The organism is Bradyrhizobium sp. LHD-71, from assembly GCF_031157255.1.
Classification (GTDB): Bacteria; Pseudomonadota; Alphaproteobacteria; order Rhizobiales; family Xanthobacteraceae; genus P52-10.
Genome location: NZ_JAVIFX010000018.1, coordinates 132,579 through 145,111 on the forward strand (window position 1 = coordinate 132,579; position 12,533 = coordinate 145,111).

General features: G+C 63.3%; 10 protein-coding genes. 4 read left to right on the forward strand and 6 right to left on the reverse strand.

The window, feature by feature from the left end; all coding sequences use genetic code 11:
- Positions 1 to 71: 71 nt before the first annotated feature.
- The 3 genes from RCO31_RS20515 to RCO31_RS20525 all read left to right on the forward strand — a co-directional run bounded on the left by RCO31_RS20515 (position 72) and on the right by RCO31_RS20525 (position 3,435).
- The gene (locus RCO31_RS20515) at positions 72 to 1,301 is read left to right on the forward strand and encodes a cyclopropane-fatty-acyl-phospholipid synthase family protein (RefSeq protein WP_308970323.1); all 1,230 of its coding nucleotides are present in this window, start codon (positions 72 to 74) and stop codon (positions 1,299 to 1,301) included.
- A gap of 80 nt (positions 1,302 to 1,381) precedes the next feature.
- Positions 1,382 to 2,422, forward strand: a complete 1,041-nt coding sequence (locus tag RCO31_RS20520) for a cysteine synthase A (RefSeq protein WP_308970324.1) — start codon at positions 1,382 to 1,384, stop codon at positions 2,420 to 2,422.
- Positions 2,423 to 2,451: 29 nt separating this feature from the next.
- Complete coding sequence (locus RCO31_RS20525; RefSeq protein ID WP_308970347.1) at positions 2,452 to 3,435, forward strand: phosphoribosylaminoimidazolesuccinocarboxamide synthase; 984 nt, start codon at positions 2,452 to 2,454, stop codon at positions 3,433 to 3,435.
- A 127-nt stretch (positions 3,436 to 3,562) separates the two neighbouring features.
- On the opposite strand, the gene RCO31_RS20530 is transcribed toward RCO31_RS20525, so the two are convergent.
- From RCO31_RS20530 to RCO31_RS20545, 4 genes are all read right to left on the reverse strand, one after another.
- Complete coding sequence (locus tag RCO31_RS20530) at positions 3,563 to 4,300, reverse strand: amino acid ABC transporter ATP-binding protein (RefSeq protein ID WP_308970325.1); 738 nt, start codon at positions 4,298 to 4,300, stop codon at positions 3,563 to 3,565.
- Between the two features lie 46 nt (positions 4,301 to 4,346).
- Positions 4,347 to 5,879, reverse strand: coding sequence for an amino acid ABC transporter permease (locus RCO31_RS20535; RefSeq protein ID WP_308970326.1), 1,533 nt, complete (start codon positions 5,877 to 5,879; stop codon positions 4,347 to 4,349).
- The gene (locus tag RCO31_RS20540; RefSeq protein WP_308970327.1) at positions 5,876 to 7,081 is read right to left on the reverse strand and encodes an amino acid ABC transporter permease; all 1,206 of its coding nucleotides are present in this window, start codon (positions 7,079 to 7,081) and stop codon (positions 5,876 to 5,878) included. The genes RCO31_RS20535 and RCO31_RS20540 overlap by 4 nt, the downstream gene beginning before the upstream one ends.
- Before the next feature lie 202 nt (positions 7,082 to 7,283).
- Positions 7,284 to 8,300 carry an amino acid ABC transporter substrate-binding protein gene (locus RCO31_RS20545; protein WP_308970328.1) on the reverse strand — a complete coding sequence of 339 codons (1,017 nt, stop codon included), beginning with the start codon at positions 8,298 to 8,300 and terminating at the stop codon, positions 7,284 to 7,286.
- A 237-nt stretch (positions 8,301 to 8,537) separates the two neighbouring features.
- Here RCO31_RS20545 and metC point away from each other — a divergent pair, with 237 nt between their 5' ends.
- Complete coding sequence (metC, locus tag RCO31_RS20550; RefSeq protein WP_308970329.1) at positions 8,538 to 9,734, forward strand: cystathionine beta-lyase; 1,197 nt, start codon at positions 8,538 to 8,540, stop codon at positions 9,732 to 9,734.
- A gap of 9 nt (positions 9,735 to 9,743) precedes the next feature.
- Here the strand turns inward: metC and RCO31_RS20555 are convergent, their stop codons facing one another.
- Positions 9,744 to 10,511 (reverse strand): glycosyltransferase family 2 protein, encoded by a 768-nt coding sequence (locus tag RCO31_RS20555; protein ID WP_308970330.1) that lies wholly within the window; start codon positions 10,509 to 10,511, stop codon positions 9,744 to 9,746.
- Positions 10,512 to 10,702: 191 nt separating this feature from the next.
- On the reverse strand, positions 10,703 to 12,451 hold the full coding sequence (locus tag RCO31_RS20560; RefSeq protein ID WP_308970331.1) for a glycosyltransferase family 39 protein: 1,749 nt from the start codon (positions 12,449 to 12,451) through the stop codon (positions 10,703 to 10,705).
- Positions 12,452 to 12,533: the final 82 nt, after the last annotated feature.

A 12,533-nucleotide genomic window follows, 5' to 3' on the forward strand; every position in this document is an offset into this window, starting at 1 on the left:
CAAGATGGCGCTGGTCCGGACGGCGCAAGGTTCGGGATCGAGCGCCGGTCCGAAGTGATGGGTTGGGAACGATGAAAGGATTGATTCGGCTCGAGCCCGGCAATGTCGCCACAGCGCTCGACGGCTTGCCCCGCCTTGTGCGGATCGCCTTCTACTATGCCGCGCGAATACGCCGGGGCACCCTCGACGTCACACTGCCGGATGGACGTCAGGTCAGGTGTGGCGGAGCCGAACCCGGGCCCGCCGCGGCCATGACGATCAATGACTACGGTTTCGCCTGGCGCCTCATAAAGAGCGGCGACATCGGCATTGCCGAGGCCTATCTGCGTGGCGAATGGGACACGCCCGATCTCACGCAATTTCTCTACATCTTCTGCGTCAATCACGACCTGATTTCGCCGCTGTTCGAGCAAAAGACCGCGGCGCGCTTCGTGCAATCGATCCAGCACTGGCTCAAGCGCAACACGCGGGCACAGGCGAAGCGGAACATCCTGGCGCACTACGACATCGGCAACGCATTTTACAAGTCGTGGCTCGATTCCACGATGACGTACTCCTCCGCCCTGTTCGAGGAGGGGGCGAACGATCTGACAGCCGCGCAGGAAAACAAGTATCGCCGACTTGCCGAAGCCATCAATTTGCAGCCGGACCAGAAGGTGCTGGAGATTGGCTGCGGTTGGGGTGGCTTCGCCGAGTTCGCCGCCAAGACCTATGGCGTCAAGGTCGTCGGACTGACGATCTCGCAGGAGCAGCGCAACTTCGCGCTCAAGCGCATCTTCGACGCAGGTTTGAGTGATCGCGTTGAAATCAGATTCCAGGATTATCGCGATGAGCGCGATCAGTACGATCGCATCGCATCGATCGAAATGATCGAGGCCGTCGGCGAGCAATTCTGGCCGAACTACTTTTCACAGCTGCGCGACCGGCTGTTGCCGGGCGGGCTCGCCGGCATTCAAGCGATCACGATTCGCGACAGCATGTTCCAGAAGTATCGCCGCGAGGTCGATTTCATCCAGCGCTACGTGTTCCCCGGCGGCATGCTGCCCTCGCCCGCGATCCTGCAGTCGCTGGGTGAGCGGTTCGGTATTCCGGTGATCAAGGAAAGGATCTTCGGACAAGATTATGCCAGGACGCTGGCCACTTGGCGCAACAATTTTCGTCAAGCTTGGCCAAACCTGAAACCGCTCGGCTTCGACGAGCGTTTCCGTCGGTTGTGGGAGTACTACCTCGCCTATTGCGAGGCGGGATTCCTGTCCGGCAACATCGACGTCCGCCAGGTGATTTTCGCCAAGGCGCCTTAAGTTCCGGGCGCACTTGTGCCTGGAGCGGGCGTCCACTAGGTTCGCCGGTTCAAAGCGAAAGACAGCCGCAAGTGCCTCCCATGACCATCCTCAAAGACGTCGTCGCAGCCATCGGCAACACGCCATTGATCAAGCTCAAGCGCGCCTCCGAAATGACCGGGTGCGAGATCTACGGCAAGGCCGAATTCATGAATCCCGGTCAGTCGGTGAAGGATCGTCCGGGCAAGCAGATGATCCTCGAGGCTGAACAGCGCGGCGACCTGAAGCCTGGCGGGCTTGTGGTCGAGGGGACCGCCGGCAACACCGGTATCGGCCTTGCGGTGGTGGCGAGTGCACGCGGCTACCGCACCGTGATCGTGATCCCGGAGACGCAGAGCCAGGAGAAGAAGGACATGCTGCGCCTGTGTGGCGCAGAGCTCGTCGAGGTGCCGGCGCTGCCCTATAGCGATCCGAACAACTATCAGCATGTGGCGCGGCGGCTTGCCGACCAGATGCGCAAGACCGAGCCGAATGGCGTGCTGTTCGCCGACCAGTGGAACAATCTCGACAACCCGAAGGCGCATTACGTCTCGACGGGGCCGGAGATCTGGGAGCAGACTGGCGGCAAGATCGATGGCTTCATCTGCTCGATCGGCACCGGTGGCACCATCGCCGGCACCAGCGCCTTCCTGCGCGAGAAGAAGAAGGACATCGTCGTCGGCGTTGCAGATCCGCGGGGCGCGGCGATGTACAGCCTCTTCACCACCGGTGAAGCCAAGGCGTCCTCCGGAAGCTCCATCTCTGAGGGGATCGGGCTCGGCCGCGTCACGGCGGTCATCAAGGACATGAAGGTCGATCACGCCTATCTCATTCCCGATGAGGAGGCGATCCCGTTGATCTATGATCTCCTGGAGCACGAAGGCCTGTGCATGGGCGGCTCGACGGCGATCAATATCGCCGGCGCCATCCGCCTTGCAAAGGAGCTCGGCCCCGGCAAGACCATCGTTACGGTGCTCGCCGACAACGGCAACCGCTACCAGTCGAAGCTGTACAATCCGGATTTCATGCGTTCGAAGAACCTTCCGGTGCCGGAATGGCTGGAGAAGCGCCCGAACATCCAAATCCCATTCGAGAAGAAGTGAGCGGTCGCGCCGGATCGCAATGTGAGATGATCGAAGCTGCGGACCTCAAGCCTTTCGCCCGTTACACGCTGCCCGAAGCCCATCTGGTTGAGCTTCCGAATTACTACCGCGGCAAGGTGCGCGAGAATTATGATCTGCCGGATGGTACGCGCATCCTGATCGCCTCAGACCGGATCAGTGCGTTCGACGTCAATCTTGCCGTGATCCCGCTGAAAGGACAGGTACTGACCGGCGTCGCCCGCTACTGGTTCAATGAGACGCGCGACATCTGCCCGAACCACGTGATCGATTATCCGGATCCGAACGTCCTCGTCAGTCGTCGCCTGCGGATGATGCCGGTCGAGATCGTCGTGCGCGACTACCTCGCCGGCACGACTTCGACATCGATTTTGCAGATGTACAAGCGAGGTGACCGCAACCTGTATGGCCATGCGTTCCCGGACGGTCTGCGCGATAACCAGAAGCTGCCCCGTACCATTCTGACCCCGACGACCAAGGCCGATCAGGGCGGCCACGACGCGCCCCTGAGCGGCGACGAGGTGGTCGCGAACAAGCTGCTGACCAGGCAGCAATGGGATCAGGTGTCACAGGTCGCGCTGCGGCTGTTCGATCGGGGGCGCACGATCGCGGCCACGCGCGGACTGATCCTTGTCGATACGAAATACGAATTCGGTTTCGACGAAAGCGGTGCCATCGTTCTTGCTGATGAGGTGCACACGCCCGATTCAAGCCGCTACTGGCTGCAGGACACATACGCTGCCAAATTCGAAGCGGGCGAAGCGCCCGATACGTTCGATAAGGATTTCGTCCGCCGCTGGGTGGTCAGCCAATGCGATCCCTACAAGGATCCGATCCCGCCGATTCCCCAGGAGGTGATCCTGCAGGCGGCGGCGATCTACCTGAACGCGTATGAAATGATCACCGGGGCACGCTTCCCCCTGCCCGACCCGTCCACCGCACCGCTCGCCCGGGTCCGGGAGAACCTCAAGAAATACGTCGGCAGGGCCGCGTAGTCGTCATTGCGAGCGAAGCGAAGCAATCCAGCGCTGAGTCCGCGTCAACCGCTGCGCTGGATTGCTTCGTCGCGATAGGCGAGCGAAGCGACGCCGTTCTTCGAACGGCTACGCCTCGCAATAACGATCAGTGCCGCAGGATCTGGCTCAGGAACAGCTTTGTCCGCGCGTGCTGCGGGTTTGCGAAGAATTCCTGCGGCCGGTTGGCCTCAATGATCTGTCCGGCATCCATGAACACGACGCGATCGGCGACCTGCCGCGCAAATCCCATCTCGTGTGTCACGACCAGCATGGTCATGCCGTCATCGGCGAGATCGACCATGGTCTCCAGCACCTCCTTGACCATCTCCGGATCGAGCGCGGAGGTCGGCTCGTCGAACAGCATCACTTTCGGATTCATGGTGAGGGCGCGGGCGATCGCCACACGCTGCTGCTGGCCGCCGGACAACTGCCCCGGAAACTTGCTTGCCTGTTCGGGAATGCGGACCCGCTCCAGATACTTCATCGCCGCAGCTTCGGCGTCCTTTTTCGACATGCCCCGGACCCAGATCGGCGCGAGCGTGCAATTGTCGAGAACCGTGAGGTGCGGAAACAGGTTGAAGCTCTGGAACACCATGCCGACTTCGCGTCGGACCTCCTCGACCCGCTTGAGGTTCGGTCCGAGTTCGATCCCGTCCACCACGACCTGGCCTTCCTGAAATTCCTCGAGCGCATTGATGCAGCGGATCGCGGTGGACTTCCCCGAGCCGGACGGCCCGCAGATGACGATGCGTTCGCCCTTGCCGACCGTCAGATCGATGTCGCGAAGAACGTGAAATTCGCCGAACCATTTGTTCAGACCGGCAATCTTGACCATCTCTGTCATGTGGCCCTCACCCTTGCTTGAGCATGATCGTTCAGGCGATCACTGGCTAGCTGCGGCGATGCGCATTGAGCCGGCCTTCGACGAACAGTGAATAGCGCGACATCGCAAAGCAGAACGCGAAATAGATGATGCCGGCGAACGCAAAGCCGGTGAACAACGTCGACGGCGTCGCCCAGTTCGGATCGGCGAACGACGCGCGCAATTGGCCGAGCAGGTCGAAGATCGCCACGATCTGCACCAAGGTCGTGTCCTTGAACAGCGCGATGAAGCTGTTCACCAGCCCCGGAATGACATGCCGCAGCGCCTGCGGCATCACGATCAGACCGGTGGTCTTCCAGTACGACAGGCCGAGCGCGTTCGCGGCCTCTCCCTGCCCGCGCGGAACGGCGGCCAGCCCGCCGCGAATGACCTCCGCGTTGTAGGCGCCTGAGAACAGCGCCACGCCGACCAGCACGCGCATCATGCCGTCGATGCCGAACCCTTGCGGCATGAACAGCGGCAGCATGTAGGTCGCAAAGAACAGCACGGTGATCAGCGGCACGCCGCGCCAGAATTCGATGAAGATGATCGAGAAGGCGCGGATCAACGGAAACTGCGAGCGCCGGCCGAGCGCCAGTGCCATGCCGATCGGCATTGAAGCGACGATGCCGGTGACCGAGACCACCAGCGTCACCAGCATGCCGCCCCATTCGCGCGTGCCGACGATCGGCAGACCGCCGCGCTGCAGGCCGAGGGCAGCGATCACCCCGGCGATGCCGGCGAAGACCGCAAGGCATGCGGCCGTCGCGCGGAGGGAGCGGCTCAGGCCGAACACCAGCGCGCATATGACGCCCGCGGTCAGCGCGAGGTCGTACCAGACCGGATGCGTCGACAGCGCCAGCGTCTCGCGCAGCCAGGTCAGCGGCGTCAGCAGCAACAGCAGCCCCTCGCCTATGCCGGCGATGGCGAGGCCGAGCAGCGCCAGAAGTTGCGAGATGCCCGGCCAGCCGATGCCGCCGCCGGTCACCCGCAGCCGTCGCCCCGCCTCGGCGACGCTCGCACAGAGAGCCTCGAGCAGGTCCACCAGCCAGCTGATGCCGAAGCCCTTGATGCCGCCGCCATACAGCAGGAAGAACGCGACCACAGGCAGAGCGAGAAAGAACAGGCAGGCATTGAGCGTCTTGCCGGGGATGCGCGGGATCAGAAGCGGGATCAGCAGCATGATCGCCAGCAGGAACACGAGGTTGACGCGCCAGAGCTGGTTCTGCGGGTAGAAGCCGTACATGAACTGCTGCAGCTTGGCCCTGACGAACGGCCAGCAGGCGCCGACAGTGCGCCCGACATTGTCCGCCAGACAGGCGTCGCGATCGTTGCCCTGCCAGACCGCATCGATCAGCAGGAACTTCACCGCCGGTGCCAGCGTGTACCAGAGCAGCAGGGCACTGACGATCGTCAGCAGAATGCTGGTCGGGGACGAGAGCAGCCGCCATCTGATCCAGGCCAACGCCCCGGTCGTGGGCACCGGAGCCGGCCGTTCGGCGACGAGCTCCCGGCGAACGAAAGCCGGTGTCTGATCCAGCGAGCCGCCCGCGATCGTCATCGTGCGAGGCTCCGGCTGATCCGCCAATTATAGAAGTTCATGATCGCGCTCGTCACCAGCGAGATCAGAAGGTAGACGCCCATGGTGATGGCGATGATCTCGATCGCCTGCCCGGTCTGGCTGAGCGTCGTGCCGGCAAACACCGAGACGAGATCCGGATAGCCGATGGCGACAGCGAGCGATGAGTTTTTCGTCAGGTTGAGATACTGGTTGGTCAGCGGAGGCAGGATCACGCGCAGCGCCTGCGGAACCACGATCAGGCGCAGCGCGGCGCCGCGCGACAGACCGAGCGAGGCACCGGCCTCCATCTGTCCCTTGTGCACGGACAACACGCCCGCGCGCACGATCTCGGCGATGAACGCGGCCGTGTAGGTCGAAAGCGCGATTAGGAGCGCGACGAACTCCGGAATGAGGCGCGAGCCGCTGGCAAAGTTGAAGCCGCGCAGCACCGGCATCTCGAACGACACCGGCTTGCCGAAGATCAGCACCGACACCAGCGGCAATCCGAACAGCATGCCGAGCACGAACGGCCAGACCTTGAGGCGTTGCCCGGTTGCAAACAGCCTTCGGCGCGCGACGACGCCGAGCGCGATCGACCCCAGAATGGCTGTGAGGAGCGCAAACAGGAATGGCTCGAATCCCGCTTCGCCGATCGGCTTTGGCACGATCACGCCGCGATTGTTCAGGAAGAACATGCCGAACAGCGACACGCTCTGGCGAGGTGCAGGCAGCGTCGCCAGCACTGCCAGGTACCAGAACAGGATCTGAAACAGCAGCGGCAGGTTGCGAATAAGCTCGACATAGCCGCCGGCGAGCCGCGACATCAGCCAGTTCGGCGACAGCCGTCCGAGACCGACGATAAAGCCGAGCACGGTTGCGAAGATGATGCCGATGACCGAGACCAGCAACGTATTGAGCAGGCCGACGACGAACACGCGCGTGTAGCTGTCGGATTCCTGGTACGGGATCAGGGCCTGGCTGACCGCGAAACCGGCAGTGTTCTGCATGAAGCCGAAGCCGGTCGCGATGCGTTGCGACTGCAGGTTGGCCTGGGCGTTCGAGTAGATCTCGTAGCCCAGCCAGGCCAGGAAGGCGACGAACGCGAGTTGCGCGACGAAGCCGCCCCAGCCGGCGCGCCCGCCAAGCGCACGCCGGAGGCGCAGATTAAGATTCCGCGGTGGTTTTCTCTGCTCGACCGTCATCGGGCTAGTGCTCCGTTTCCGAAGTTCGCATCACTTTGCGGCACACTCTCATGCGAACTTCGGAAACATCAGGAGCACTAGCAACTTTATGTTTCTAGTGCGGTTTTCGAATTTGAAATTCCTGGGCCGGACTCGCCGCGAAGCTGGCAGGAATTTCAAGACTCACCGCACTAGTGCCCCGCCCTGCCGATCTCTTAAGGACTTAGCGAATGGGCGGCGCGTACTGGATGCCGCCCTGATTCCACAACCGGTTCAGGCCTCGCGCGATGTTCAGCTTCGATCCGGCTCCAACGTTGCGATCGAAGGACTCGCCGTAGTTGCCGACCGTCTTGACGATGCGCACGGCCCAGTCCTTGGTGAGGCCGAGCTGTTCGCCGAGATTGCCGTCGGTGCCGAGCAGGCGTTTGACCTCCGGCTTGTCGGATTTCATCATCTCGTCGACATTCTTCTGGGTGACGCCGAGCTCCTCGGCGTTGACCATCGCGTAGTGCGTCCACTTGATGATGTCGAGCCACTGGTCGTCGCCGTGGCGCACGACAGTCGCGAGCGGCTCCTTCGAGATGACCTCCGGCAACACGATGTGGTCTTCGGGCTTGGCGAGCTTCAGCCGCTCGGCATAGACCTGCGACACGTCCGAAGTGAAGGTGTCGCAGCGGCCGGCCTCGTAGGCTTTCAGCGTTTCGTCGGCGGTTGCGAACGCGATCACCTCGTACTTCATCTTGTTGGCCTTGAAGTAGTCGGCGAGGTTCTGCTCGTTGGTGGTGCCGGTCTGCACGCAGGCGGATGCGCTGTCGAGCTTGAGCGCGGAATCGATGTTGAGCGACTTGCGCACCATGAAGCCCTGGCCGTCATAATAATTGACGGCGCCGAAGTTCAGGCCGAGCTGGGTGTCGCGCGACAGCGTCCAGGTGGTATTGCGCGACAGCACGTCGATCTCGCCGGACTGGAGTGCGGTGAAACGGTCTTTGGCCGAAAGCGGCACGAACTTGATCTTGGTGGGGTCGTTCAGAACAACAGCCGCAATAGCGCGGCAAAGATCGACGTCGAGCCCGGTCCAGTTGCCCTTGTCGTCCGGTGCCGAGAAGCCGGGCAGCCCATGGGTTACGCCGCATGACAATGTCCCGCGATCCTTCACCGTCTTCAGCGTCTGGGCGAAGACTGTGCCGGCGGGGAGCGTCGCTGCGACCGCAAGCGTCAGCACGAGAGAAGCGCGTTTCATGGCGGAACCTTTCGCTAAGGTGATGACCAATTTCGGAGCGGGCACCGTGGGGCCTGAAGTGGATTTTCGCCCATCACAGAACTATTTGAAGAAGCGGGTCAAGGGGTTGACGCATTGCCTTGCTGTCGACTTATGATCTACGCAAGTCGTCGACCTGGAGCCGCCGCCGATTTTTGCCCGTTGTTTTGGCATTGTGAGGCATGGTGCGGCAAATCGCCTGCCGCAAAGGCCTGAACCGTGACCCAACCCAAGAACCCGACTGATCTGTGGGAGCAGCACCCGGACACCCGTCTGGTCACCGCCGGCCGCGACCCGCGTTTTCTCAACGGATTCGTTAACACACCTGTCGTGCACGGCTCGACCGTGCTCTATCCGACGGCCGACGACATCCGCAACGACCGCGGCGAGTTTCAGTATGGGCGGGAAGGCACGCCGACGACGAAGGCGTTGTCCGACGCCATCGCTGCGCTGGAAGGGCCGGCCTGCGCGGGCGTCGCACTGCTCCCTTCGGGCCTTGCGGCGATATCGACGGCGCTGCTGGCGGTGTTGAAGAGCGGCGACCATTTGCTCGTCAGCGACAGCGCCTATCGGCCGACGCGGCGCTTCTGCGACGGCATGCTGGCGCGTTACGGCGTGACGACGACCTATTACGATCCCTTGATCGGCGCAGATATCGCGAAGCTGTTCAAGCCGAACACCCGCGCCGTTCTGGTCGAGGCGCCCGGGTCGCAGTCGTTCGAAATGCCGGACACGCCGGCCATCGCGCATGCCGCGCACGAGCGCGGCGCGGTCGTATTGAACGACAACACCTGGGCGACGCCGCTCTTCTTTCGCTCGTTGGACAAGGGCGTCGACATCTCCATTCACGCCGCAACCAAATACATCGGCGGCCATTCCGACATCATGTTCGGCGCGGTCTCGGCCAACGCGGGCTGCTGGCCCGCACTCGCGGAGGCAACGCTCGTGCTCGGCCAGTGCGCAGGGCCCGACGACGTATTCCTGGCGCTACGCGGCCTGCGCACCCTCTCCGTCCGCCTCGATCGGCACCAGCAGTCGGCGCTGCAGATCGCGCGATGGCTCGAGCGGCGGCCGGAAGTCTTGCGGGTGCTGCATCCGGCGCTGCCGACCGACCCCGGGCACGCCATCTGGAAACGGGATTTCACCGGCGCGAGCGGGCTGTTCAGCGTCATCCTGAAGCCCGCGCCTGAGCAGGCGGTCGATGCCTTTCTCGATGCGCTGACGCTGTTCGGGATGGGGTATTCCTGGGGCGGCTATGAAAGCCTGGTGATCCCGTTCGATTGCGCGAACTACCGCACCGCGACCACATGGTCGCCGGGTGGGCCGGCGTTGCGTTTTCACATCGGCCTGGAAGATGTCGAAGATCTGAAAGCCGATCTCGTGCGCGGCTTCGATGCGCTCAAACGCGTGCGATGAGGTCGACGATCAACCGGCGTCGGGCGTCACCTCGGTCACGACCGCCTGTCGCTTCTTGCGGCGGATCAGCCACCACACGCCGGCAAGATCCATGATGCCGACCCACAGCCGGTCGAAGAAGCCGTAATTCGACACGCCCGACCGGCGCGGCCGGTCGCGCACCTCGACATAGGCAACGTCGAGGCCTTCGCGTCGGAACAGCGCCGGCAGGAAACGGTGCAGGCCGTCGAAGTAAGGCAGCGACAGGAACGCGTCGCGCTGGAAGGACTTCAGCCCGCAACCGGTGTCGCGCGTGCCGTCGCGCAGGATCGAGCTTCGTATGCCGTTGGCAAGGCGCGACTGGAGCTTCTTGAACGCCGTGTCCTGGCGGCCGACGCGCTGACCGGCCACAAGCCCGACGCGTCCCTTTCCGTCTTCGATGGCTTTGATCAACGACGGCAGGAACGACGGGTCGTTCTGCCCGTCCCCGTCGAGCGTCGCCACGATCGGTCCGCGCGCCGCGCGAACGCCGGAGCGTATGGCTGCCGATTGGCCGCAGGATTGGGCGTGGCGAAGCTCGCGAAGGTTGCGGCGGCTCTTCATCTCTGCGCGCAGCACCGCATCGGTCGCGTCGGTCGAGCCGTCATTGACATAGATGATTTCGTAAGCCCACCGTCCGTCGAGCGCGGCTGCGATCTCGGTGATGAGAGGCGCGACGTTGTCGGCCTCGTTGCGGACCGGCACGACGATGGATACGGCCGGAGAAGTGCTGTCGGATTGCGGCAGATCGCTGCTCATGCAGGATGGGTTCACATCGTGTCAGTTCGGCGGGTCAGTCGGCATCTTCAATCGGAGGCCGGTGCGATCGCTGCGGCCGCGTGCCGGAGCCTTTTAGGCACCGGAAACGGTGCCGGCAACCCCAATATTCCGCGCTGTTGACGTTTGGCCTTGCCAGAATTTTCCCGAATTCACAGGCGGTTACCGAAAGATCATTGCGTTCCTTCGGAACGGAAGATCGTCATCGCGATCGAGCGACCCTGTGAAAAGTTATAGCCTTCGAATCGCGTCACCACCGCATAGCGCAAACCGGTCCGTTCGGCGCGCTGCGCAAACTGACGTTCGTGGCGGCTTTCGATCAGCGCAAAGCGACACGATCCCTGCGCCAGAAAGTCCGCAGCTCCGGACGCATCGGTCAGAAGTGTCGACGTGCCGGCCATGAAAACCAGACTGGGCTCGTGATAGCCGGCCGCCGCCGCGCGCGGCTTTTCGCATTCGACGCTGCGCAGGGCGCGCGCGAGCTCCACACTCGGAAACAGCGGCCGCAAACCCGGCAGCACGATGCCGTAGATCGTCAGGCTGATGAAGAACGAGGCTGCGAACGCGTTCAGCAACGACCGTTCGGCTCTGCGGTCGTCGTACATCCACCAGGCGATCAGACCGAAGATCGCGGCAGCCGCGGCAAACGGCCAGGCCACGAGCTCGAGCTGGCGGATCAGGATGATCGAGCCGACGATCCCTAGCACCGCGAACACCACGGGGGCGAAGAACCACCACGACAGGCCCGGCATCATCCACGCCTTGCGCGTCAGCACCTGCTGTTCGACCACGCCGACGATCAGGATCGCGATCGCCGGATAGAGCGGCAGCACGTAATGCGGCAGCTTGGTGATGACGAGCTCGAACACGATCCAGGCTGGCACGACGAATGCCAGCAGGAACTGCGCGGCAGGTTCGCGCCGCGCCCGCCACACCGGCGCGATCACGAGTCCCGCGATGACGGCGCCCGGCCAGAAGGTGAGCCAGAACAGCAAAAAGTAATAACCGGGCGGCGCGCCGTGCGATTCCTGCGGCGACGCGACTTTGCTGAGCAGGTCGCCGCCGAGAGACTCGGCGAAGAAGTTCTCGCCCGAGCGCAACAGGATCGCGATGAACCACGGCAGCACCAGCGCCAGCGTCCACATGGCGCCCCAGAGCGGACGCAGCCGCCAGAGCCAGCCGCCCGATCGATCGAGGATCACCAGCGCTGAGATGCAGAGCAGGACCAGCATCAGGATCAGCGGCCCCTTCAGCAGGATGCCGCCGGCGATCGCGGTCCAGAAGATGGCCGGCTCCGTCCAGCCCGGCCTCGGCGGATCGTCGCCGCGCTGCCAGCCGAGATAGATGCGCGCCAGCGCGCCCATGGCCGCCGTAGTCGTCAGCAGCAGCATCGCATCGGTCTTGGCAAGGCGCGCTTCGACCCCGAGCAGAATAGAACTGCACATCATCAGCGCGGCGAGCACCGCGCCGCGGCGCGACACGAAGGCGAGCGCCGCCCAGTAGGTCATCAGCACCGCGCCGATTGCGCCGATCAGCGAGGGGATGCGATAGAGCCAGATCCGCACCTGCGCGTTCGGCAACCCGAGTGCTGATGCCGTTTCGACCGCGGCCGCCTGCAGCCAGTAGATGCCGACCGGCTTCTTGTAGCGGACCTCGTCCTGGTAGCGGATGTCGACATAGTCGCTCGTCTCGACCATTTGCTTGGTCGCCTGGGCAAACCGAGCCTCGTCGCGGTCGACAGGTGGAATGTTGAAGAACCCGGGCAGGAAGAACAGCGCCCCGCAGACAATCAGCAGAGCGATTGCCCGCAGATGGCTCGCCGAGGCAAAATCAAGCGCAACTACGAGCCCGCGACCCGGGTCAACCCGCGTCGCAGGCTGCCGGCCTGCGCCGAAACGCCGTTGCCCCGATGCCTCCACCATGCGCCTCGCATACGACGAAACCACCAGTGCGACAACCGGTTAGGGAACAATCCCGGCCCGTCGGGCAGCGTTGCGAACTTTT

Bases quoted from the DNA above. Each gene is read 5' to 3' on its own strand.
- RCO31_RS20515 (WP_308970323.1), top strand. From the start codon at position 72: ATGAAAGGATTGATTCGGCTCGAGCCCGGCAATGTCGCCACAGCGCTC.
- RCO31_RS20520 (WP_308970324.1), top strand. From the start codon at position 1,382: ATGACCATCCTCAAAGACGTCGTCGCAGCCATCGGCAACACGCCATTG.
- RCO31_RS20530 (WP_308970325.1), bottom strand. From the start codon at position 4,300: ATGACAGAGATGGTCAAGATTGCCGGTCTGAACAAATGGTTCGGCGAA.
- RCO31_RS20535 (WP_308970326.1), bottom strand. From the start codon at position 5,879: ATGACGATCGCGGGCGGCTCGCTGGATCAGACACCGGCTTTCGTTCGC.
- RCO31_RS20540 (WP_308970327.1), bottom strand. From the start codon at position 7,081: ATGACGGTCGAGCAGAGAAAACCACCGCGGAATCTTAATCTGCGCCTC.
- RCO31_RS20545 (WP_308970328.1), bottom strand. From the start codon at position 8,300: ATGAAACGCGCTTCTCTCGTGCTGACGCTTGCGGTCGCAGCGACGCTC.
- RCO31_RS20555 (WP_308970330.1), bottom strand. From the start codon at position 10,511: ATGAGCAGCGATCTGCCGCAATCCGACAGCACTTCTCCGGCCGTATCC.
- RCO31_RS20560 (WP_308970331.1), bottom strand. From the start codon at position 12,451: ATGGTGGAGGCATCGGGGCAACGGCGTTTCGGCGCAGGCCGGCAGCCT.